We start from the raw sequence: 23,081 nt of genomic DNA on the forward strand, positions 1-23,081 counted from the left end.
CCGACCCGGATCGCCGTGACGTCGGCCGAACACGAAATGAACGGCGCGGAGTCGGGGAAACTTTGCTGGTCGTACACCCGGTATCCGGTCTACGGACACGGACACGGACCCGCTTGTCGACGTTTTGTTGAATACCGGCCGGGAGACCGGAGCGTGAAAGCAGGCGCTCTCTTGTTACATATTGCTGAACTGTGCAAAGGTGTGTTCTGTCGGCGCACGGACGGCAGCCGTTCCGCTGTGCGCGCGAGGCCGCTCCCGCGTTCGCCTTCCGCTTCAAGAGAGCTTCTGCGGGCGTGCGTTCGAGAAGCCGAAGCCCGTATGTGCGGAGCGGTCGCGGTGTCGGCGGCTCCCGTGCCGTGTGGTACGCACTCGATGCCGCACGCCCTCGAGAGGAATGCAGCCGTGAAAGACGTCGGTCTGTCGAATTCCCCCGCAGCCGCGCGCGAGTTCGAAGCGACGGACGAACAACTGAGCGCCGAACTCAAGAAGTGGACGGGTACGGCACCCGCGCTTCAGCCCGTGCGGGAACTCCTCGACCGGCACTGGGAAGCCGCGTTCGCCTACGCCCGGTTGTGCACCGACGGCGCCCGCAATGCGGGAATGCTCACGTCCGCCGCGTTCACCAGACTTTTCGGCGAATCCCTCCGGCAGAACGGACCGACCTCCGCCTGGCGGCCCGCGCTTCTGGTCACCGTGGGCCGGGTCGCCGCGGAGTGGGACGGCGACGGCAGACGCGAGATGCTCCATCCGGACCTGCGCTCCGCGGCGGGCGAGGACGAACGCCTGGCGGCCCGCCTGCTGCCGCCGCCCCACCGGCGGTTGCTGGCCGAGGCGTTCCAGCGGCTGCCCCAGCCGGCGCGCTGCCTGGTGTGGCACACGGAGGTCGAGTCGGAGCCCCTAGGCGTGCCCGCCCGGCTGCTCGGCCTGGACGTAGAGAGCGCCGACGTCGAACTGGCCCGGGCGCGCGAGCGGCTGCGCGAGGAGTGCCTCCAGGTCCACCGCGAACTCGCGCCGGAACAGGAGTGCCGGCGCTATCTGCGGATGCTCGACGTGACCTACCGGCGCGGCGGCGTCCACATCGACGTCGACCTCGCCGGCCACCTGAGCCGCTGCACTCACTGCCGTGACACCGCCGAGCAGTTGAGCCGGTTCGAGGAGGGGCTCGGCCTGTCACTGGCCGAGGCGGTGCTCGGCTGGGGCGCACCGGGTTACGTCGATTCCCGGGCCGAACGTGACGTGCGCGCCGCCGCCGAGGAGTCCCTGCCCCCGGAGTTCCCGGGCGAGTCCTTCACCTCGCCGGAGTCCGCCGTGCCCGCGCCACCGTCCGCGCCGCCGGCGCGGTCCGGACCGCCCGCGCGGCCCGGTCCCGCGCCCGGCCCCCGCACCGGCAGGCGGGCCGCCGCCCGCCGTGCGACGCGCCGGGCCGCCCGGCGTGCGGCCGCCCGCCGCCGCAACCTCGCCGTCGCCGTCGTGACGGTCAGCGGGCTGGTCGCCCTCCCGCTGGTCCTGTGGTCCGTGCTCGGCTCCTGGGACCGCACCGCCCCGTCCGGCGGCGTCCGGCCGTCCCGGAGCCCCGGCACCGGGGGCAAGAGCGCGACCGAGGCCCCGTCCTGGGCGGGCGCGGGCCCGTCCGCCGACGGCACCGTGCGCGGCCGCCTGCACAACGTCGGCTCCGGGCTGTGCGTCGCCGTCGTCGGCGCGAAGACCGTCGCGGGCGCCGAGACGCGACTGGCCGAGTGCTCCTCGGCGCCCGGCCAGCAGTGGTCGTACGCGACCGACGGACTGCTGCGCAGCGGCGCCGACCCCGGCCTGTGCCTCGACTCCCGCCTCGGCTACTCGGTGCGGCTGACGCCGTGCACGGGCGAATCCGCGGAGAGCGGCCGGGACATCCGCTACGACTTCACCCTGCGCGGGACGATCGTGCCGCGCTGGGACCAGGATCTGGCCCTGGTGCCCGCCGCCACCGACGGGTCGGGCGCCCTGGTCGTCAAGACCCGGGAGGACAGCGACGTGCAGCGCTGGGCGTTCGACACCGCCAAGACCGACCTGCAGATGGAGGCCGTCAACTGGGACGCCGACGGCAGCCCCGGGCCGGTGCGCACACCCGCCCCCCGCACCTCCCCGGCGCCCGCCCCCGCGCCGGCGCCGTCCACCACGCCGTCCGCCTCGCCGACGACCGCGCAGCCGTCGCCCTCGGCGCCGCCGTCGGCCCCCGTCCCCGGCGGGCCGGGGGGCCGGGGAGGCTGGGGCTCCGGCGGGGGATACGGAGGCGGCGGGGGCCGTCACTGACCGGCCCGGTCAGGCCCCGGCGACGTCACTGACCGGCTCGGTCAGGCCCCGGCGACCCGCAGCGACAGCCACAGCGCCGCCACCGCCGGGACGAGCGCGGCCGGCACGGTGAGCAGGCCGAGCCGGGTGAACTCGCCGAGCTCCGCCTCATGGCCGTGCCGGCGCGCGACGCGCCGCCACAGCAGTGTCGCGAGCGATCCCGCGTACGTCAGGTTCGGCCCGATGTTCACCCCGAGCAGCACCGCGAGGACCGCACCCGGCCCGGCCGGGGCGGTCAGCGGCAGCAGGACCAGCACCGCCGGCAGGTTGTTGATCAGGTTCGCCAGTACGGCGGCCAGCGCGGCGATGCCGAGCAGCGCGGGCAGCCCCGGACCGTGGGGCAGCAGACCGCCGAGCGCCCCGGCGAGCCCGTTGTCGACCACCGCCCGCACCACGATCCCGAGCGCGAGGACGAACGCCAGGAACGCCGGGGCCGCCGCCCGCACCACCGACAGCGGCGTGGCCCGCCGCCGTAGGACCGCGCGGCCGGCCAGCACCAGCGCTCCCGCCGACGCGACCCACGCCGGTTCCACACCGGCCGCCGGGGCCACGACGAACCCGGCCAGCGTGCAGCCCACGGTGACCAGCGCGAACAGCGGCAGCCGGGGCGTTTCACCGGGCTCGGGCGAGTGGGCGGGCGCGCTCAGGTCGGCGGCGAAGAAGCGACGCAGGACCAGGTACTCCGCGCCGATCGCCACCAGCCACGGCAGCGCCATCAGCGCCGCGAAGCGCGTGAAGCTCAGCCCGCTCGCCGCGAAGGCCAGCAGGTTGGTCAGGTTCGACACCGGCAGCAGCAGCGAGGCGGTGTTCGATAGGTGCGCGCACGCGTAGAGGTGCGGTTTGGCGCGAACGCCGGCCCGGGCCGCGGTGGCGAACACCACCGGCGTCAGCAGCACCACCGTGGCGTCCAGGCTGAGCACCGCCGTGATCACCGAGGCCAGCGCGAACACCGCCACCAGCAGCCGCCGGGGCGACCCGGCGGCGTACCGCGCCGTCCACGCCCCGCACGCCCGGAACAGGCCCTCCACGTCGCAGAAGTGGGCCAGCACCAGCACCGCCGCGAGGAAGCCGACGACGGGTCCCAGCCGCTCGGCCTCGGCCCGGGCGTGCCCCAGCGAGATCGCTCCGGTGACGACGGCCACCCCGGCGGCGGGGACGGCCGCCGCGGCCTCGGGCAGCCCCTTGGGACGCAGTACGGCGAAGGCCAGCACGGCGACGAGCAGGGCGACGGACAGGGTCTCGGCGAGCGGGGTGTTCAGGGCGGTTCCTTCGGGCGGGCGGTGCGGGGGCGTCCATCAAAACAGGCCGAGGTAAGCGGATTCCCCCGCACCCCCCCGCACCCTCCGGGTCCCCCGGCCCCTCCGGGTCCCCCGGCCCCTCCGGGTCCCCCGGCCCCTCCGGGTCCCCCGGCCCCTCCGGGATCTCCGGCCCCTCCGGGATCTCCGGCCCCTCCGGGATCTCCGGACCCGCCGGGATCTCCGGACCCGCCGGGATCTCCGGACCCGCCGGGATCTCCGGACCCGCCGGGATCTCCGGACCCTCCGGGACCCCGGCCCGCCCGGCCCCCACCGGTCTCCTGGCCCCCGGGCCGCCGCCGGACTCCGTCGGATTCCAGACGCGCCCCCGTCGCTCAGAGGCCGCTGCCGGGACGGAGCACCGTCAGGTACACCGTGGAGGAGTTGCCGGACACCGGGACCTGGCCGCCCGTCCACGTCACGGTGAGCGGGTCCAGCTCGTTCGGCGGAGTGACCAGCAGGGACGCGGGAGTGGCCGGGTCGGCGCCGCTGACGTCGGGGTTGGAGAAGGACAGCCCCGCCCAGGCGCTCCCGCCCGGGGCGAGCGTCACGGTCGTCGGCGTGCCCGGCGAGCGCTTCGGGTCCGGGCCGAGCTGATGCCCCGACGCGTCGACGAACGCGGCGCCCGGGTAGCCGCGCACGGTGCAGGTGCGGGAGGAGGTGTTGGTCAGGACGACCGGGAAGTGCTCCTGCCCGGCGCCGGGGTCGTTGGGGCCGACGGTCGCCCGCAGCTCGGAGGTGTGGCAGCGGCCCCCGGAGGCCGCCGTGGCGTGGGACGCGGTGGCGCCGGACGTGACGGCCGTGGCGGTGGCGGTCGCGTCCGGGGCGGTCGTCGCGGAGCCGGTCGCCGAACCGGTCGCGGAGCCGGTCGCGGAGCCGGCGGTCCGGCCGCCGGAGACCGGCGTGGCCGAGCCGGTCGGCGTCCGCGTACCGCTCGCGGTGCCGTCGCCGCCGGCGCCGCAGGCCGTCAGCAGTCCCAGTACGGCGACCGCGCTCGCGAGCAGGGCTGCCCGGTGGGTGGAGCGGGACGTTTCAGTCATGTTCCTCAGCACTCCAGGAGATTCCTCGCACACGCCCGGCATGTGCGTTCGGGGCGCTTTGCGCGCCGTCACGAGTGTGGATGCAGGCCCCACCGGAAGAGTTCGCGGTCCGGTCCCGATTCCGTCTCACTTTCCGGCACTTCGGGAGCCGAGCCGGAGCCGGGCCGGAGCCGGGCCGGAGCCGGGGACGCGGCCGTTCGCCGGGGCCTGCGCGGGGGACGGGTACCCGGCCCCGGCCGGGACGGACGCACCGGCCGGCCCGGCCGTCGTCTCACTCCTCCTCGAGCAGCCCGATCTCCGCCCAGATCGTCTTGCCGTCCGCCGTGTGCCGGCTGCCCCAGCGCTGGGTGAGCTGGGCGACCAGGAGCAGCCCGCGGCCGCCCTCGTCCCAGGTCTTGGCGCGGCGCAGGTGCGGGGCCGTGTGGCTGGTGTCGGAGACCTCGCAGATCAGCGTGGTGGCGTCGTGGATCAGCCGGAGCCGGATGGGGCGGGCTCCGTACCGGATGGCGTTGGTGACGAGTTCGCTGACCACGAGCTCGGCGGTGAACGTCGCTTCCTGGAGTCCCCAGGTGTCGAGCTGCTCGACCACCTGTTTGCGGACGGGGGCGACCAGCGCGGGGTCGGCGAGGATGTCCCACGTCGAGACCTGGGAGGGGGGCAGCCCCCGGGTGCGGGCCAGCAGCAGCGCCACGTCGTCGGCGGCGCCGCCCGCGGGCAGCAGGGCGTGCAGGATCCGGTCGCAGGTCTCGTCCAGCGAGTCGGTGTACGTCGCCAGGGCCTCGCACAGCAGCCGGTGACCGGCGTCCGCCTCCCGGTCGCGGGACTCGATCAGTCCGTCCGTGTAGAACGACAGCACGCTGCCCTCGCTCAGGTAGAGGTCGGCGGCCTCGAACGGCGGCCCGCCCAGGCCCAGCGGCGGCCCGGCCGGCAGGCGGATCTGCCGGGGCTCGCCCCCGGGCGGCACCACCAACGGCGACGGGTGCCCGGCGCGGGCCATCGTGCAGTGCCGGGAGACCGGGTCGTAGACCGCGTACAGGCAGGTCGCGCCGACCTCGCCGGGACGGCCCTCGCCGCCGGTGTCCGCGGACAGCCGTACGACGAGGTCGTCGAGGTGGGTCAGCAGTTCCTCGGGGGCCAGGTCGATGTCGGCGAGGGTGCGCACGGCGGTGCGCAGCCGGCCCATGGTGGCCGAGGCCTGGACGCCGTGGCCGATGACATCGCCGACGACCATGGCGACCCGCATCCCGGACAGCGGGATCACGTCGAACCAGTCGCCGCCCACGCCGACCCGTGCGGCCGGCAGATAGCGGGAGGCGGCGTCCACCGCGGGCGTCGGCGGCAGCGAGCGGGGCAGCAGGCTGCGCTGCAGGGCGAGGGCGGTCTCGCGCTCGCGGGAGAAGCGGCGGGCGTTGTCGATGCAGACGGCGGCCCGGGCGGTGATCTCCTCCGCGAGCAGCACGTCGTCGGCGGTGAAGGGTTCCGGGTTCCGGTGCCGGGTGAGCACCGCCACGCCGAGGGTCAGACCGCGGGCCCGGATCGGCACGGACATCACGGAGTGCATGCCGAGTTCCCGCACCCGCTCGCGCCGCGGCAGGTTCCAGGCCAGCCAGTGGTCCAGTTCGCCGGAGCCGAGGGCGCCCACGATGGTGCGGCCCGCGGTGAGCGAGTCGGCCTGCGGGGAGGAGGCCGGGTAGTGCTCGACGTGGCCGACCTGGGTCACCACCTCGGGGATGCCCTCGAGCACCGACTGGTGCGCGGCCCGCCGCAGGCTGACCGGCGGGGTGATGCGGGCCGGGGGCTCACCGCCGTAGTCCTGCGGGTCGATCAGGTCGACGGTGGCGAAGTCGGTGAGCGCGGGCACGCACATGTCCGCGAGCTCCTGCGCCGTACGGGCCACGTCGAGGGTGGTGCCGATGCGTACGCTGGCTTCGTTGACCAGTTGCAGCCGCTGCCGGGAACGGTAGTTCTCGGAGAAGTCGTGGGCGGCCGTGCACACGCCGCGGACCCGTCCGTCCGGTGCCATGATCGGCGCCATTCGGATCAGCCACGCGTGCTCGCGGTCCTCGCCGCCGGCGCGCAGGTACGTCCGCACCTCTTGCGGCTCTCCGGTCGTGAGCACCCCGACCATGTGGCGCTCGAGCTCCTCGTTCTGCACCTTGCCGCCGATCTCGGGCATGCGCAGTCCCCGGATGCGTTCCTCGGGCAGCCCGATCACGTCGGCCATGGCGTCATTGACGCGGTACAGGCGCAGCCGTTCGTCGTAGACGGCGACGGCGCAGGGCGCCTGGGCCAGGGCCGCCCTGGAGAGCGTGTCGTCGGAGGGGACGGGCCGTTCACCCTCCAGCGGGGTGTACACGAGCCAGCGGTCCGGGCCGCCGTGCGGGGACTCACGCCGGTGCGCGAGCAGCCACACGCGGACCGTGCGCCCGTCACGGTGACGCAGGGCGACGGTGCCGTACCAGCGCGGTCCGACGGGCGGGAGCACGGCGTCCGCGGTGCCGCGGACCAGCAGGCGCCCGGCGGGACGTCCCACCGTCTCGGCGGCGGACCAGCCGAGCAGCCGCTGCGCGCCGGTGTTCCATTCGAGCAGGGTGCCGTATTCGTCGATGGCAGCCCGGGCCGTCGCCGCGTCGTCGAACGGGTAGACCGGGCTCATCGTCGCCACTCCATCGCGCACACTCACAGTGAACAGGCGCGTCACTTGTGTTCCAGCCTAGTGCGTCCCGGGCTCTCGTGGACGGTGACCCCCAGGGGTGAACCGCCCTGCATGGTCAAGGGGGATTTTCGGCCTTTGTGGCCCGTGGGGCAGGAGAGCGGTGTCGCGCCCTTGACCGTCACGCATGGCAGGCCGTCAGAACCTGTCCGATCGCGATCGGTTGTGAGTACCTCTGGTGCCCGATGAGGGAAACCGTCGTGGCGGTCGCGCGTGGATCTGTGCTGATCGCCTCCCGGCCGCGCCCGCGGCCGTGCCCGCGGCCGGGCGCCCTGCCGGGTGCCGGAGCGGCGCGGGCCGCCGAAGCCGCCGCGGGCCGGACCGGCCGCCGCGCCGTCGCCCTGCGTGACGGTCGGCACTTCGCGCCGGTCGGCCCGGGCCGGATCGCCGGCCCCGCCGGCCCGTGAGCGGGGCCGGCCGAACCCGGCCACGCCGACCCGGTGGGGCGCGAGGCCCGTCGGCCTCGGCCGGGCGCGCGGCCCGGGCCGGGTGGAGGCCGGCTGGAGGTGCAGGCCGGCTGGGCGCGCGTCGCGGTCCCGACGCAACAACCGGTCACGCGCGCACCGTTGACGAGGTGTCACGTCACCCACAAGCATGGCCTGACCCGCCGATGGGAGCGCTCCCATCCGCTCGCGGGCGTCACCCGCACCCCCCGAGGAGCCCAGACGTGGCAAGACGCAGAACCGCCCTGCTGACCCTCACGGCCCTGCTGGGAACGGCCCTGGCCGGGCTGCCGTCCGGCCCGGCCGCCGCCGACGAGGTCGAGCAGGTCAGGAACGGCACCTTCGACTCCACCACCGACCCGTGGTGGACCACCCCCGGCGTCACCGCCGGCCTGTCCGGCGGCAAGCTGTGCGCCGACGTGCCGGGCGGCACCGCGAACCGGTGGGACGCCGCGGTCGGACAGAACGACATCACCCTGGTCAAGGGGGAGGCGTACCGCTTCAGCTTCACCGCGGACGGATCGCCCGAGGGGCACGTGGTCCGCGCGCTCGTCGGCCTGGCGGCGGCGCCGTACGACACCTGGTTCGAGGTGAGTCCGCAGCTGAGCGTCTCCGGCGACACCTACTCCTACACGTTCACCTCGCCCGTCGACACCACCCAGGGCCAGGTCGCCTTCCAGGCCGGTGGCAGCGCGGACGGCTGGCGCCTGTGCATGGACGACGTCTCGCTGCTCGGCGGCGTCCCGCCCGAGGTCTACCAGCCGGACACCGGGCCGCGCGTCCGCGTCAACCAGGTCGCCTACCTGCCCGCCGGACCGAAGAACGCGACCCTCGTCACCGACGCCACGTCGAAGCTGCCCTGGCAGCTCAAGGACGGCTCCGGCGCCACCGTCGCACACGGCTGGTCCGTGCCGCGCGGCGTCGACGCCTCCTCCGGACAGAACGTCCACTCGATCGACTTCGGCGCCTGGCGCAAGGCCGGCCAGGACTACACGCTGGTCGCCGACGGGCAGACCAGCCGCCCGTTCGACATCGGCACCGGCGCCTACGAGCAACTGCGCCTGGACTCGGTGAAGTACTACTACACGCAGCGCAGCGGCACCGCGATCCGCGACGACCTGCGGCCGGGGTACGGCCGGGCCGCGGGCCACGTCGGCGTGGCACCCAACCAGGGCGACACCGACGTGCCGTGCCGGCCGGGCGTGTGCGACTACCGCCTCGACGTCTCCGGCGGCTGGTACGACGCCGGCGACCACGGCAAGTACGTCGTCAACGGCGGCATCGCCACCTGGGAGCTGCTGAGCACCTACGAACGCGAACTGCTCGCCCGCACCGGCGAGCCGCGGAAGCTGCGCGACGGCACCCTCGCCGTCCCGGAGAGCGGCAACAAGGTGCCGGACATCCTCGACGAGGCCCGCTGGGAGCTGGAGTTCCTGCTGAAGATGCAGGTGCCCGACGGGCAGCCGCTGGCCGGCATGGCCCACCACAAGATCCATGACGAGCAGTGGACCGGCCTGCCGCTGCTGCCGAGCGAGGACCCGCAGAAGCGCGAGCTGCACCCGCCGTCCACGCAGGCGACCCTGAACCTGGCGGCCACGGCGGCGCAGGCGGCCCGCCTGTACCGGCCCTACGACAAGGCGTTCGCGGCGCGCGCCCTCACGGCCGCCCGCAAGGCGTGGGCGGCGGCCCTCGCCCACCCGGACCTGTACGCCTCCGACAGCGACGGCACCGGCGGCGGCACCTACGCCGACTCCGACGCCACCGACGAGTTCTACTGGGCGGCCGCCGAGCTGTACCTCACCACGGGGGAGAGGCAGTTCGCCGACCACGTCCTGAACTCCCCGGTGCACACGGCCGACATCTTCGGCAGCCTCGGCTTCGACTGGGCCAGGACCGCCGCGGCGGGCCGCCTGGACCTGGCCACCGTGCCCAGCGCCCTGCCCGGCCGGGACAAGGTCCGCCGCTCCGTCGTCCAGGGCGCCGACCGCTACCTGGCCACGCTGAAGGCACAGCCGTACGGCATGCCGTACGCGCCGGACGGCAACCGCTACGACTGGGGCTCCAGCCACCAGGTGCTCAACAACGCGGTCGTCCTCGCCACCGCCTACGACATCACCGGAGGCGCCGAGTACCGCGACGGCGCCGTGCAGAGCATGGACTACATCCTCGGCCGCAACGCGCTGAACATCTCCTACGTCACCGGCTACGGCGAGGTCAGCTCCCACAACCAGCACAGCCGCTGGTACGCCCACGAACTCGACCCCGGCCTGCCGAACCCGCCGAAGGGCACGCTCGCCGGAGGAGCGAACTCGGGTATCCAGGACCCGTACGCGCAGAGCAAACTCACCGGCTGCGTCGGCCAGTTCTGCTACATCGACGACATCCAGTCGTGGTCGACGAACGAGACCGCGATCAACTGGAACGCCGCCCTCGCCCGCATGGCGTCCTTCGTGGCCGACCAGGGCTGAGGCCGCCCGGGGTGCGGGCGACGGGGCGCCGCCCGCCGCCCGCACCCCGGCCGGTACCGTCCGGTATCCACGGTGAGCAGCGAATATTTACGATTCAGTACCCCAGCGGTACCGTGAAGTCATGCCAGCTCTGAATGTGGAGTTCAGTGATCGTGAACTCGAGGACCTGCGGCAGATCGCCAAGGAACGCGGCACGTCCATGAAGGCCCTCGTCCGGGAGGCCGCCGCGGCCGACATAGCCCGGCACCGCGCGCTGCAGGAGGGCGCGGAGGCGTTCCGCAGGTTCTTCGCCTCCCACGCCGACGAGTTCGCCGCCGCCTTCCCGGACGACGAACCACCCGCCGGCGGCGAGGGACGGGCCGCCTGACCGATGGCATCCGTCATCCACATCGACGTCCCCTGGCTGCTGCAGCGCCACGAAGAGGTCCTGCCGGACCAGCCCACGATCAACGACTTCTCCGCCCTCGTGGCCGCCGTGGCCCGCCACCGAGTCGACCCGCCCCGCCTCGGCGTGGACTCCGACCCGGCCTGGCGGGCCGCCGCGCTGCTGCACACCCTCGCCCTGCTCCGGCCGCTGCCCTCGGCGAACGCCCGCTTCGCCAGTGCGACCGCCGTGGCGTACATGTTCGTCAGCGGCGTCGGCATCGACCCGCCCTACGGCGCGCTCGTCGACCTCACCCGCGACCTGATCGACGGCAAGACCGATGTCTACGGCGCGGCCGACCGGCTGCGCTCCTGGCAGATCTGAGCCCTCCCGGCCGCGCGCCGCACGCGCCGGGTCCCCTGGGCGCGCCACACGCGCCGGGCCCCCTGGGCCGCCGGCCGAGGGCGGGAGGAACAAGGCCGGCGGCCCGACGAGCGCAGGAGAGCCGCCGTCCCGCGCAGGGCCTCCGAGAAGGGCCGGGGCCAGTCCACTACGCGGTGCTGCGCTCCGGGAGCGTGCGCGGTGCTCCAGCGCGTGCGCACGGTTCACACGGGGCGCACAGAATCCACAAGGGCTTTGCCCGTGAGGGGAGTTGCCGCCGTATCCGAGCACGTCTCCACCGATGCGGATGTTGCCCGGGTGCCTTGTTGGCCGTGAGCGGCTGTGCCAGGGTGAAACTTCCGTGCGGGGGGTATGACCGGGTGGTCGCGTTCGCTTTGCGGGGGACCGGACCGGCCGGACACAGCGGAATTCACGCCTCTCGCGCCCGCCGCCGGAAGGTGCGCACCGAACGGGGGGCCGATTCCGGTGGCGACCACTGTCATTCGTCCCATGCGCGTGGGAAGGAATCCGCTCAGTGCTCACCCCCCACCCCCCTCGTCCCCCCACTCGCCGCCCGGCGCGCTTCCCGGCCCGTCCGACGAGCACCTCGCCGCCCGGCTCAGGGACCGGCTCGACGGCGAAGCGGCCCGCAGCGTCGCGCTGCTCATGGCGCGGCACTGGAGGCCGGCCCGCGAGTACGCCGCCGTCTGCCTCGCCTCCACTTCCTCGGGCCTCGCGTCCATGGTGACGGCGGCCGCCTTCCACCAGGTCCTGGACCGGCTGGCGCTGGGCGAGTCCGCTGTCGCGCTGCGGCCCCGGCTGCTGCTGGCGGTGCGGGACACCGCCCGCACCTGGGCCGCCGAGGACGAGGTGTCCGACGTGCTGCCGGAGTTGCGGAGATCCTCCGGCGGACGCGGCATGCGTGCCGCGAAGTCCATGACGCACGAAAACCGCAAGCTGGCCGAACGGGCGTTCCATGCCCTTCCCGGACTTTCCCGCTGCCTGCTCTGGCACACCGAGGTCGAGGCGGAGGCGATATCCGTACCGGCCGGTCTGTCGGGGGTGGACACCGCCGACGCGTCGGCCGCACTCGAACACGCGCGTGAAAGATTCCGTGCGGGATGTGTGCAGGCACATCGGGAACTCGCGCCCACCAAGGACTGCCGCTTCTACAACCGCCTCCTCGACGTTCCCATACGCCGGGGCGGCGCACTGCTGCCGGATGTCCGGCAGCATCTCGCGGAGTGCCGCTACTGCCGTTTCGCCGCCGAGCAACTGAGTCATTTCGAGGGCGGGCTGGGGGTGCTCCTCGCGGAGGCGGTGCTCGGCCGGGGCGCCCGCCGCTATCTCGAGTCGCGCCCGGGACACACCGGTCAGGCACTGCCCGAGCGGGTGGCGGGACGGCACGGCGGCGGACGCCACCGGGGCCTGCCCCGCCTTCCCCTGCCCGGCCGGCGCCCGCCCGGAGCGCCGCGCCCGGCCAGGCCGCTGCTGACCGGCGTGGGCGTCGCCTCGGCCGGTCTGCTGGTGGCGATGTTCACGGCGGGCCTGTGGTCGTCCGACCGGACGGCCGACCCGGCCGCCTCCACCGGCGCGCCCGGCGGCACGGCACCGGGCGTGGGCGGGCGGCCGACGTCCGGTACCGCCCGGCTGCCGGCCACGGCAGGCAGGTTCACGCTGCGCAACGCCGACGCCGGCCTGTGCCTCGCCGTCGAGGGCGAGCCGCGGGCCGGCGCCGGGACCGAGCTGGCGGCCTGCTCCGCCGGGCTCGCCCAGCAGTGGTCGTACGGGGACGACGGGTCGCTGCGCAGCGCCGCCGCTCCCGGCCTGTGCCTCGACTCGCGGCTGGACGCCGGCGTGGTCGTCCTCGGAGCGTGCGCCGGCCGGCGCGGCGAGCGCGGCGACGACGTGCGCTACGACCTCACCGTGTGGGGCGAGTTGCTGCCCCGCTGGGACGAACGGCTGGCGCTGGCGCCGGTCACCGGGGAGCCGGGCGCCGACATCGCCGTGAAGGCGCGCGACCGCTCCGCGGCGCAGCGCTGGCTGACCGTCCCGAGGGCGTCGGCCGGTCCGGGGTCACTGTCGATCACCGGGACGGACGGCCCGCCGGCCCGGCCGACCGGCCTGCCGGGGCGCACGGCTCAGGTGTCGTCTCCTGTGGAGCGGTGGGCAGTGCGCACCGTGTGGTGATGGCCGAGCGCATGATGCCGGACGAGTTGGGGGAGCTGTTCCGGCGGGTGGTTCGACCAGCTCCGTGACGGCCGCAGGGCCGGCGGCGCCGGTACCGGGGATCGCGAGGTCCCGGCCGCGAGCCGTCTTCGTGGCCACGACGGGCTGTCCCCGGAGGCAGCCGCCGGTGCGCAGGAACTTCACGGTGAGGTCCGTGGAGGTGTACCCGCCCCTTCCGGCAGGGCCGAGTGCACCGCGCAGCCGGCCACTGAGTCGAGCAGCGCGGCGCAGACGCCACCGTGCACCGTGCCGATGGGTCAACAGGGCCCGCGTGCTCATCGGGGCGAGAGGGCCCGCGTGCTCATCGGGTCGACGGCGCGACGCCGCGCCGCGCGAACCGCGCCGGGCCGCGCGAACCGCGCCGGGCCGCGCGAACCGCGCCGGGCCGCGCGAACCGCGCCGGGCCGCGCGAACCGCGCCGGGCCGCGCGAACCGCGCCGGGCCGCGCGAACCGCGCCGGGCCGCGCGAACCGCGCCGGGCCGCGCGAACCGCGCCGGGCCGCGCGAACCGCGCTGGCTGCTCGTGCGCGCGACCGGCGGCTGCCTCATCGTTCCGGCCACGAAGCGCCCGTCCAGCAGCTCCTGATCCGGTTCCCCGCGCCTCCGCTCCGTTCGCGACGGAGCCCCTCTGTCCGCGGCCTTTTCGCACCGGGCAGCGAGTGGACAGCCGGCCGCAAGCCCGCCTGACCACCGTGGTGTGCGTCCCCGAGACGGCTGGTGAACAGTCCCGCGGCGCTGCTCGTCGCCGGCTGGTCGCTCCGTCGATTGCCTCAAGGAAGTCGTGTGAAGAAGATCGTGATCCTGGGCGGTGGCTCCGCCGGCGTGCGGAGCGCAGCGGCCGCGGCCCCGGGCCACCCGGTGACCCCCGTCTTCACCACGGGCTTCGAGCGGACGGTCCTGCGCACCGGCGAAGTGGCCGAGGACGTCAAGGCCGAGATCAACACTGAGCGGATCCGTCCGCCGGTCGATGACGCGCAGACCCTGCCGACCCGGGCGGACCCGCGAAGCGCGCGGGCGTCCTGACGCAGGTCGCACCACCCCCCACACCCCATCCCCACCGAAAGGAATTCCTGTGACCACGAACGTGAAGCTTGCCGTCATCTACTACTCCTCCACCGGATTCAGCGCCGAGATCGCCAAGGAGATCGCCGCGGCGGGAGAGAAGGCCGGGGCGGAGGTAAGGCTGCGGAAGGTGGCGGAGCTGGCGCCCGAGGCCGCCATCGCGTCCAACGAGGCGTGGGCCGCCCACGCAGCGGCGAGCGCCGACATCCCGGTTGCCCAGCCCTCCGACGTCGAGTGGGCGGACGCCGTCATCTTCGGCACCCCGACCCGGTTCGGCAACGTCTCCTCCCAGCTGAAGCAGTTCATCGACACCCTGGGCGGCCTGTGGGCGGCCGGGAAGCTCGCGGACAAGGTGTACAGCGGGTTCGTCACCACCGCCACGGCTCACGGCGGCCAGGAGTCGACCCTGCTCGCGCTCTACAACTCGATCCACCACTTCGGCGGCCTCCTCGTCGTGCCCGGCTACACGGACCCGGTCAAGTTCGTCGACGGCAACCCCTACGGCACCTCCCACGTGGACGCTCAGGGAACCAACGCGGTCGACGAGACGGCCCGCAACTCCGCCCACCACCAGACCGAGCGGGCGATCCGGATAGCGTCGGCGCTCAAGTCCGGCCTGTGAGCCGCCCCGCGTCGACGCGGCGCCCGGGCCGGGCGCCGCCTTCGCCGGCTGGGTTCGCACGCTTCGTACAGCCGTCACCTGGACAGCGGGGCACCGTTCCCGGGCGACGGCTGAGTCCGTGGCCGTTCCCCGGCCGAAGGCCCGGGACGGGCAGGGGCCGGAGGCGTCCCCGCCCGACGATCCGGCAGAGTGACACAGTCTGGGCGGAATGGCACCATAGGGCCGAGCTGAAGAAGCTTTTCTCGCTCCGGCACGATTCGAGGAGAGAGACCAGGTGGAGATACGCCTCCTCGGCCCCCTGGCGCTGTTGGCCGACGGACAGCCCTGCGATCGCCCCGCGCGGGCCGAGTCCTCCGTCCTCGCCCGCCTCGCCGTGAGCGTCGGGAGGCTCGTCACGGCTGAGACCCTCATCGACGCACTGTGGACCGGGCGGCTGCCGGTCGACCCCGGCAACGCGCTGCAGATCCGGGTGTCCAAGCTGCGGCGTGCCCTGGCCGCGGCGGGCGCCCCGCCGGACCTGATCGTCACCCGGCCCCCCGGCTACCTGGCGCGGATGGACGCCGACGACGTCGACATCCACCGGTTCGCCCGGGTCGTCGCCGACGCGCGTCATCTCGCGATCCGGTCCCCCGCCGAGGCCGTCCGACGTTATGAGGAGGCTCTGGCCCTGTGGCGCGGACCCGCGCTGGCCGACTTCATCGACGAGCCCTGGGCGAAGTCCGAGGCCGCGCGGCTGGAAGAGCTGCGGCTCACCGCGCAAGAGGAACGCGTGGACCTGCTGCTGACCCTGGGGCGCCACACCGACCTGGTCGGCGAGCTGGAGTCCTCGACGGCGCGGCATCCGCTGCGGGAACGCATGCAGGGCCAGCTCATGCGAGCCCTGTACGGAGCGGGCCGGCAGGCCGAGGCTCTCGAGGTGTACCGGCGCACGCGCGCGGCGCTCGACGCCGAGCTGGGTCTCGAACCGTCCGTCGACCTGAGGGCCTTGGAACAGGCTGTTCTCCGGCAGGACCCGACCTTGCACACGGCCCGGCAGTCCGTCCGCTTCGAGGCCGGCAACCTCCCCGCTCGTCTCACCTCCTTCATCGGCAGGACCGACGAACTCGCAGGCGTCGGCAAGCTGCTCGGCGACCACCGTCTGGTGACGCTCACCGGACTGGGGGGAGTCGGCAAGACCGCACTGGCCCGAGAGGCGGCTCACGCGTGTCCGGTGAGCCCCGATGGGGCGTGGATGGTGAAGCTGGCCGGTGTCACGGACGCCGCTCACGTCGCGGCGGCCGTTGCGGACGCTCTCGGTGTCTCCCACGGGCGTGACGACGCGGAGGACACTCTCATCGGAATGCTCCGGACGACTTCGGCGCTGCTGGTGCTCGACAACTGTGAGCATCTGGTGGACGCCTGTGCCGCGTTCGTCGACAGACTCCTGGCTTCCTGCCCGGGCGTACGCGTTCTGGCCACCAGCAGGGAACCACTGGGACTGCCCGGGGAGGCGCAGTGTCCCGTGCAGCCCATGCAGGTGCCTCCGCAGGGCACCGAACTGGCGCGCGCCCAGGAGTACGACTCCGTTCGCCTCTTCGTCGAGCGTGCCCGCACCATAGATCCGGGCTTCGCGCTCGCCGGGTGCGACGTGGCGGCGGTCATCAGGATCTGCCGTGCTCTGGACGGCATCCCCCTCGCGCTGGAGCTCGCCGCCGCGTGGACCAGAAGCCTTCCCGCCGGTGAGATAGAGGCCCGCCTGGACAACCGGTTCGGTTTCCTGGTCAACGGCCCGCGAACGGCGGAGGCGCGCCAGCGCACCCTGCGCGCGGCTGTCGACTGGAGCCATCAACTGCTCACCCCACCGGAGCAGACGCTGCTGCGGAGGCTGTCCGTCTTCCGCGGCGGCTTCGAGCTGCGCGCCGCCGAGGAGATCTGTCAGGGCGGCCCGGTGCGACGCGAGGACGTCCTCGGCCTGCTGCGCCGCCTGGTCGACCACTCGCTGGTGGTGCCGGGCAGCGGTCTGTGCCCCCGCTTCCGTCTTCTCGAGACGCTGCGCCAGTACGCCGCGGACCGCCTGCGCCGGGCGGACGAGGAGGAGCAGACCCTCGAAGCCCACACCCGCTACTACCTGTCCGCGGCCGAGCGGGCGAGCCGTGAGATCCGGGGTACGGGCCAGCGCGCGTGGCTGACCTGGTTCTCCGAGGAGGGGGACAACCTGCGGCTCGCGACGGACCGGGCGCGCGCCGCGGCGGCGGCCGACCCGGACCGGGCTCTCCGCCTGGTGGCCGGAATCGGCTGGCTCTGGTACTTCGCCAGCCGTCGGGACGGCAGCGAGGAGATCGCCTCGGTGCTGAGGGAGGCGCACTCGGGCAGTGCCCGGGCGCGCGGTCTGGCGCTTCAGACGCAGGCCCTGGTCGGCCGGCCCACCGCGTGCCTGGTGCATCCCGACCCCGTGTGCGGGCGGGCGGCCGAGGAGTCCCTCGCCCTGCTCTCCCGAGCGGGTGCCGACCACGACGCCGCCTACTCCCGGCTCTTCGTGGCCGTGGAGGGCATCTGCGGTGCCGGAACCGAGCGGAGTCTGGCCCTGGTCGCGCAGGCTGCGGCCGCGCTCGAGGAACACGACGACGTGTGGGGCACCGCGCTGGCGGCGTTCGTCGAGATGGAACTGCGTTTCGTCGGCCACGCCTTCGACACCGCGGTCGAGTGCGGTGAACGTGCGCTGAGCGGCTTCCGCCGTGCCGGCGACCACTGGGGCAGCTCCGCCGTCCAGTACCACCTCGGTATGGCACTGCACCGCGCCGGGCGGCTCCATCCCGCGCTGGCCGCCTACCAGGGTGCCTGCGCCGACGGCAGGAAGATCGGGCCGGCGAACACCATCCAGTACGCGCTGGCCGGCATGGGGCACGTCGAGCTGTCCCTGGGCCACGTGCGCGCCGCGCGGTTGCACTTCGAGGAGTCCCACCAGACGGCACGGTCCCTCGGCGCGAAGGGCAACCCCCTGGCGGCACTCGGACAGGCATACCTGGCCCGACAGGAACGCGACCTCCCCACCGCCGCCCGCCACGCGCGGATGGCACTGACGTTCCTCGACGGGCAGGACAAGCCCGACTGGCTCGCCGCCGCGCTGACCTGTCTCGGCCACATCGCCGAACTGTCAGGCGATCTCGAAGCCGCTGAAGCCCATCACCGGTCGGCGCGGACCGCGGCCGCGAAGGCGGCCGGATCCGCCGCACCGGCCGCCGCGGCCGAGGGGCTCGCGAGCGTCCGGGCCGCGCTCGGGGACGGAACGGCCGCAGCACGTCTCCTCGGTGAGGCAGCACACCATCGTTCCGTCCACCACACGCCGCCCTCGCCGTCCGAGTCCGCGGACATCGAGCGGACCGTCCGCCGCGCCCAGTCCCTGGTCGGCGGCGAGGCGTACCGCCGGATCCACGCCGAGGCGTCGCGGGGCGTCGCCGTCGCCGCGGTGGAGGCCGCGGCCGGCTGACACCCGGCCCGGGTGCCCGGCCCCCGGGAACGGCCTGCCCGAGCCGTGACAGGCACTACGACGCTCGCGGTGCCCGAGCCGTGACAGGCACTACGACGCTCGCGGTCACACGGGGTCCTCGACGAGGTCGGCCGGGCCGACGGTGGCGGGGGAGGCGTGTCCGGACAGGGCGAGGGTGAGGTCCAACTCGGCGAGCAGGCAGCGCACGACGTGCTCCACGCCCGCCTGCCCGTCGAGGCCGAGCCCGTAGACGTACGGCCGTCCGAGGAGCACCGCCCGCGCGCCCAGGGCGAGCGCCTTGAACACGTCGTCGCCGGTGCGGACGCCGCTGTCGAACAGCACCGTCAGCCGGTCGCCGACCGCCTCGGCGACCCGGGGCAGCGCGTCCGCGGCCGCGACCGAACCGGCCACCTGGCGCCCGCCGTGGTTGGAGACGACCACGCCGTCCATCCCGGCGTCCGCGGCGAGCCGGGCGTCGTCGGGGTGCAGGACGCCCTTGAGCACGATCGGGCCGTCCCAGTTCGCCCGGAGGAACGCCAGGTCCGGCCAGGTCTTCGCGGGGTCGGCGAACATGCCGACGAAGTGCAGGACGGCCGCGTTCGGGTCCTCGTGCACCGGCTTGGCCAGACCCGACAGGAAGGCCGGGTCGGAGAAGTAGTTGGCGGTCCCCACACCGTGCAGGAACGGCAGGTAGGCCTGGTCGAGGTCGCGCGGGCGCCACGCCAGCAGCGGGGTGTCCAGCGTGACGACCAGCGCCGTGTACCCGGCGGCCTTCGCCCGGTTCAGGAAGGAGCGGGCCACCTCGACGTCCTTCGGCCAGTACAGCTGGAACCAGCGCTCGGCGTCCCCCATGGCCTCGGCCACCTGCTCCATGGGCGTGCTGGACGCCGAGGACAGCACGAAGGGCACGCCCTGGGCGGCGGCGGCCCGGGCGGCGGCGGACTCCGCGTCCGGATGCATGATCGACAGCACGCCGACCGGCGCCAGGGCCAGCGGGGCGGGCAGCGCGCGGCCGAGGACCTCGACGGACAGATCGCGCTCGTGCACGTCCCGCAGCATGCGCGGCACGATCCGCCGCCGCTGGAGGGCGGTCCGGTTGGCCCGCGCCGTGCTGCCGTCGCCCGCGCTGCCCGCCACGTATCCCACGGGTCCCGGACCGAGCCGCCGCTCGGTCAGTTCCTCCAGCCGGGTCAGGTCGGTGGGCAGCCGCGGGACGGCCCCCGACATCCCGTTGAGATATATCTCGTACTGGAAGTCCGCCCAGTGCTTGGCCATGCCGAGGTTCCGCCTCTCGTCGCTGAGAACGCGCTGCACCCCGACGATACTGGCGGGTAGCCGGAGGCGGGAACGTGCTCCGCACGCCGCCGCCCGCTCGGCCGCCGAGACCGTGCCGAGCCGCGGGCGCCGGGCCGCGGCCGGTTGCGGTGATCTGCGCGTCGGCGATGTGAACTGCCACCGCCGTCCCCCGGGCGCGGTCGGCGGCGACCCCCGTGACCAGGGCAAGCGCTTGTTGTGAGGGCTCGGTCGGAGTGTTTCAGGCCGATTGGCCAGGCGGGGGGATCAAGCCAGATGGCCGCTTCATTCGATCAGGAAGCGCTCAGTTGTGGGCCTTCGGCGATCCCGTTCCGTAACTTCACGCCACTGATTCAATACGCAAGGTTACCGAAACGCGTGGGGTCGAGGTGAGTTTCCGCCGCGGACTCGGCAGACTCACGCTCGCCGGTCCGGCACCACCACGACTCGGGCCGACGTCGCCCCCGTTCAGCGGAAGGATGCACACGATGCGGAACACCGCGCGCCGGGCGGCGACCCTCGCCCTCACGGCCACCGCCGTCTGCGGGCCCCTCGCCGGAGCCGCGCTCGCCGTTCCGGCGGCCGCCCCCGCCTCGCTCTACGCCCCTCGGCGCCGGCGACGACATGCTGCTGTGCACCCGGCACTACGACCCGGTCGTCGTCACCGTCGACGGCGTCTGGCAGGGCAGGCGCGTCTCCGGTGAACACCACCTTCGCCGACGAGTGCGTGAAGAACGCCCACGGGGTGAGCGTCTTCGCGTTCTGAGAGACCGGGATCGCGTGCGGTCCGCGCGCACCGAGGAGGCCCGTAGCTGGGGAGTGCGGGCACCTGTCGCGGGGACGCCGTGGTCTCGCACCAGGGGCCGGCCAGGCGGAGTGGGGCCGCCGGCCGGCCCCTGGCATCACACGGACGTGTGCCGGGGGGCGGGTTCGGGGTCACGCGCGCTTGCGATGGCTGGTGTCGCACCAGGGGAAGCGGCGGCTGCGCCGGCACGTGCACAGGGCCACGCGGAAGCGGTCGGAGGTGACGACGGTGCCGTCCTCCAGCTCCACCTCGACCGGCCCCTCCACCAGCAGTGGTCCCGGACGCTGGACCTTGATCCGGCGCGGGGTGTCAGACGGGTTGTTCGGCACGGACGACCACCAGTTCCTCTCCGTCGTCGCCGGCGGACAGCAGTCCCTGCCCGCGCAGCCAGGACTCCCGGCCCCGCAGCACCGGGCCGAAGGCGATCCGGCAGCGTCGTGTCACGCTCGCCTTGAGGCCCGCCGCACGCAGGTGACCGAGCGTCAGCTCGGGTCCGCTGAGGGCCGAGTGCACCAGCAGCAGCACGCCGCCGGGCCGCAGCAGGGCCGGCGCCTCCCGGCAGATGCGGTCCAGCACGAGTCGGCCGTCCCGGCCCGCGTCCCAGGCCCGGGCCGCCCCGGACGGCGGCTCGTGGTGGTCCGGTGACGGCACGTAGGGCGGGTTGGAGAGGATCACGTCGAAGGACCGGTCCCGCACCGGCGCGAAGAGGTTGCCGCGCCGGACCCGCACCGGCACCCCGGCCAGCAGCGCGTTCGCCCGCGCCGTGCACACCGCCCGCCAGGACACGTCCACCGCGGTGACCCGGTTGCCCAGCCGCGCCGCCGCGAGCGCGAGAGCCCCGCTCCCGGTACCCACGTCCAGCACCTCCGAGCCCGGCGGGAGCGGCTCGTCGGCCAGGGCCCCGGCCAGCAGGGCGGTGTCTTCGTCCGGCGGGTAGACGCCGGGCAGGATCAGAGGATTCACTGAACCCGTGTTCCCTGGCATTCAGGAAATATGGGAGGTTCCGGGAAGCCCCGGGGTGCGCAGGGACGACCTTCCGGCCCGCCAGTCCCGCAGCAGCCGGCCGGCGAGCAGGTCCTCGACATGACCGGTGGCGTCGATCCCGAAGACCACGTCGGGCGCCAGATGCGGCTCCGCCTCCAGCAGACCGCCGATCACCTCGTGGCGGACGACCTGCTCGTGCACGGCGTCGGCCTCGACGTGCTCGTCGTAGAAGTGCTCGGCCGCGGCTCCGGCGCCGGTGCGGCGCATCGCCTCCGCCAGGCGGCGGGATCCGGGGGAGGAGGTGACCTCCACCGCGGCGAAGTGGCCGACGAGCGCGCCCCGCAGCGACCGGTGCAGTCCGAAGAGGGACATCAGGTTGACGGTGACCAGCGCCTGCGCGCAGGCCGCGTCCAGGTAGCGGCCGTACGTGGTGTCCAGGCCGAGGTCCGCCATCAGGCCGGCGAACAGACGCGCGTGCAGGCGGTCGGCCCGGCCGCCGCCGTACTCGTCGAACTCCACCGCCGCCATGGCCGCCTTGGCCCGGCCGGTCAGCCGCGGCAGCACCCAGGCGTGCGGGTCCGCCTCCTTCAGGTGGTAGAGGGAGCGCTGCGCGGCGTACTCGCGCAGGTGCCACAACTCGCCCTCGTCACGCAGGTAGTGCGACACCCCCGTGCCGTCGACGGGTTCCACCAGCAGTTCCGCGAGCGCGTCGTCGACGCCGGCGTGGACCGGGACGTCCGCCCGCAGGGACGTGAGGAACCGCCGCTCCAGCGCCGCGCGGACGCGCAGCAGGCCGTGGTCCCACTCGCGGTCCGGGGAGACGCCCGCGAAGCCGCGGTAGTGCAGTTCGTAGCAGAGGTAGAGGGCGAGGTGCAGGTCGTCGCCGTACGGCTCGGCGTCGGCGGCGTCCTCGGGGCGCGGCAGCGGTCCGGCGCCCCGCAGGTACTCCCCGACGGCTGTAGAGAGCGGCCCGCGAGGGGACGGCAGCGGGGGCCCTTGGCGGTCGTGCGTCATGCGGGGCGGGTACCCGCCTGCGGCCCGGCCATCCGCCGGTGGCCGGTCACCGCCGGCGTGGGGCCTGCGCGGCCTGCGCGGCGGGTACGACGGTGCACGCCACCCCGAGCGGTCACAGGCGACGGGCCGGTCGGGCTGGCGCGCTCTCCGGCCGGGCGCACCGGCTGAGCCCTGCCCCCGGCTCGCGGTCCGGCCTCCGCGTCCGGCCTTGGCCACGGCGCCGGACCCCCGGTCCGGTGGGCCGGGCTCAGCTGTCGGGGTGGGGCAGGCCCGGAGGTCGGGCTCGGCCGTCGGGGCAGGCGGGTCCGGTGGGTCAGGCGGGGCGGGCTCAGCCGTCGGGGCTGCTCCGCCGGACCCGTCGGCAGGCGCGCCGTGTCAGTCGTCCTCGGCTTCCCGCTGGGCGTGCGCGTTGGGGGTGATCGCGTCGCCCGCCTCGCCGCTGTGGCGCCGGTCGGCGGCGGCCTGACCCCGGGGGGTGCGGGTCTCGGCGTCCTCGATCTCGCGCAGGACTTCCCCGAGCGCAGTCTCCTGGTGCTCCTGGTGCTTCTCGTGCTTCTCGGCTTCGGACATGGGG

Annotated in this window: 17 protein-coding genes and 1 pseudogene; 9 read left to right on the forward strand and 9 right to left on the reverse strand. The window is 74.3% G+C overall.

The window, feature by feature from the left end; translation table 11 throughout:
• The first annotated feature begins 402 nt into the window (after positions 1 to 402).
• Positions 403 to 2,289 (forward strand): ricin-type beta-trefoil lectin domain protein, encoded by a 1,887-nt coding sequence (locus VKA29_RS24790; protein ID WP_324788175.1) that lies wholly within the window; start codon positions 403 to 405, stop codon positions 2,287 to 2,289.
• 41 nt (positions 2,290 to 2,330) lie between these two features.
• On the opposite strand, the gene VKA29_RS24795 is transcribed toward VKA29_RS24790, so the two are convergent.
• The 3 genes from VKA29_RS24795 to VKA29_RS24805 form a co-directional block, all read right to left on the reverse strand.
• The gene (locus VKA29_RS24795; RefSeq protein ID WP_324788282.1) at positions 2,331 to 3,587 is read right to left on the reverse strand and encodes an SLC13 family permease; all 1,257 of its coding nucleotides are present in this window, start codon (positions 3,585 to 3,587) and stop codon (positions 2,331 to 2,333) included.
• Positions 3,588 to 3,958: 371 nt separating this feature from the next.
• Complete coding sequence (locus VKA29_RS24800; protein WP_324788176.1) at positions 3,959 to 4,663, reverse strand: DUF4232 domain-containing protein; 705 nt, start codon at positions 4,661 to 4,663, stop codon at positions 3,959 to 3,961.
• Between the two features lie 271 nt (positions 4,664 to 4,934).
• Positions 4,935 to 7,319, reverse strand: coding sequence for a SpoIIE family protein phosphatase (locus VKA29_RS24805; RefSeq protein WP_324788177.1), 2,385 nt, complete (start codon positions 7,317 to 7,319; stop codon positions 4,935 to 4,937).
• 724 nt (positions 7,320 to 8,043) lie between these two features.
• Between VKA29_RS24805 and VKA29_RS24810 the strand changes: the two genes are divergently transcribed.
• From VKA29_RS24810 to VKA29_RS24825, 4 genes are all read left to right on the forward strand, one after another.
• Positions 8,044 to 10,287 carry a glycoside hydrolase family 9 protein gene (locus VKA29_RS24810; RefSeq protein ID WP_324788178.1) on the forward strand — a complete coding sequence of 748 codons (2,244 nt, stop codon included), beginning with the start codon at positions 8,044 to 8,046 and terminating at the stop codon, positions 10,285 to 10,287.
• 121 nt (positions 10,288 to 10,408) lie between these two features.
• Entirely contained in the window at positions 10,409 to 10,654 is a 246-nt protein-coding gene (locus tag VKA29_RS24815) for a hypothetical protein (RefSeq protein ID WP_324788179.1), read from the forward strand.
• A 3-nt stretch (positions 10,655 to 10,657) separates the two neighbouring features.
• On the forward strand, positions 10,658 to 11,035 hold the full coding sequence (locus VKA29_RS24820; RefSeq protein ID WP_324788180.1) for a toxin Doc: 378 nt from the start codon (positions 10,658 to 10,660) through the stop codon (positions 11,033 to 11,035).
• Between the two features lie 507 nt (positions 11,036 to 11,542).
• On the forward strand, positions 11,543 to 13,222 hold the full coding sequence (locus tag VKA29_RS24825; protein WP_324788181.1) for an RICIN domain-containing protein: 1,680 nt from the start codon (positions 11,543 to 11,545) through the stop codon (positions 13,220 to 13,222).
• A gap of 179 nt (positions 13,223 to 13,401) precedes the next feature.
• On the opposite strand, the gene VKA29_RS24830 is transcribed toward VKA29_RS24825, so the two are convergent.
• Positions 13,402 to 13,506 carry a hypothetical protein gene (locus VKA29_RS24830; RefSeq protein ID WP_420718555.1) on the reverse strand — a complete coding sequence of 35 codons (105 nt, stop codon included), beginning with the start codon at positions 13,504 to 13,506 and terminating at the stop codon, positions 13,402 to 13,404.
• A gap of 538 nt (positions 13,507 to 14,044) precedes the next feature.
• Between VKA29_RS24830 and VKA29_RS24835 the strand changes: the two genes are divergently transcribed.
• From VKA29_RS24835 to VKA29_RS24845, 3 genes are all read left to right on the forward strand, one after another.
• Positions 14,045 to 14,284, forward strand: a complete 240-nt coding sequence (locus tag VKA29_RS24835) for a hypothetical protein (RefSeq protein ID WP_324788182.1) — start codon at positions 14,045 to 14,047, stop codon at positions 14,282 to 14,284.
• A gap of 49 nt (positions 14,285 to 14,333) precedes the next feature.
• A complete protein-coding gene (gene wrbA, locus VKA29_RS24840) occupies positions 14,334 to 14,945 on the forward strand; it encodes an NAD(P)H:quinone oxidoreductase (protein WP_324788183.1) in 612 nt (203 codons plus the stop codon).
• Between the two features lie 274 nt (positions 14,946 to 15,219).
• The gene (locus VKA29_RS24845; protein WP_324788184.1) at positions 15,220 to 18,411 is read left to right on the forward strand and encodes an ATP-binding protein; all 3,192 of its coding nucleotides are present in this window, start codon (positions 15,220 to 15,222) and stop codon (positions 18,409 to 18,411) included.
• Positions 18,412 to 18,516: 105 nt separating this feature from the next.
• Here the strand turns inward: VKA29_RS24845 and VKA29_RS24850 are convergent, their stop codons facing one another.
• Entirely contained in the window at positions 18,517 to 19,686 is a 1,170-nt protein-coding gene (locus VKA29_RS24850) for a lactate 2-monooxygenase (RefSeq protein ID WP_324788283.1), read from the reverse strand.
• Positions 19,687 to 20,192: 506 nt separating this feature from the next.
• On the opposite strand from VKA29_RS24850, the pseudogene VKA29_RS24855 reads away from it, so the two are divergent.
• Positions 20,193 to 20,470 (forward strand): annotated as a pseudogene (locus VKA29_RS24855) (SSI family serine proteinase inhibitor).
• A 170-nt stretch (positions 20,471 to 20,640) separates the two neighbouring features.
• Here the strand turns inward: VKA29_RS24855 and VKA29_RS24860 are convergent.
• From VKA29_RS24860 to VKA29_RS24875, 4 genes are all read right to left on the reverse strand, one after another.
• The gene (locus VKA29_RS24860; RefSeq protein WP_324788185.1) at positions 20,641 to 20,838 is read right to left on the reverse strand and encodes a CDGSH iron-sulfur domain-containing protein; all 198 of its coding nucleotides are present in this window, start codon (positions 20,836 to 20,838) and stop codon (positions 20,641 to 20,643) included.
• Positions 20,819 to 21,493 carry a HemK2/MTQ2 family protein methyltransferase gene (locus VKA29_RS24865; protein ID WP_324788186.1) on the reverse strand — a complete coding sequence of 225 codons (675 nt, stop codon included), beginning with the start codon at positions 21,491 to 21,493 and terminating at the stop codon, positions 20,819 to 20,821. The genes VKA29_RS24860 and VKA29_RS24865 overlap by 20 nt, the downstream gene beginning before the upstream one ends.
• Positions 21,494 to 22,507, reverse strand: coding sequence for an iron-containing redox enzyme family protein (locus VKA29_RS24870; protein ID WP_324788187.1), 1,014 nt, complete (start codon positions 22,505 to 22,507; stop codon positions 21,494 to 21,496).
• Between the two features lie 375 nt (positions 22,508 to 22,882).
• Positions 22,883 to 23,077, reverse strand: a complete 195-nt coding sequence (locus VKA29_RS24875) for a hypothetical protein (RefSeq protein WP_324788188.1) — start codon at positions 23,075 to 23,077, stop codon at positions 22,883 to 22,885.
• Between the last annotated feature and the right edge of the window lie 4 nt (positions 23,078 to 23,081).

Source organism: Streptomyces sp. H51 (assembly GCF_035656535.1).
Classification (GTDB): Bacteria; Actinomycetota; Actinomycetes; order Streptomycetales; family Streptomycetaceae; genus Streptomyces.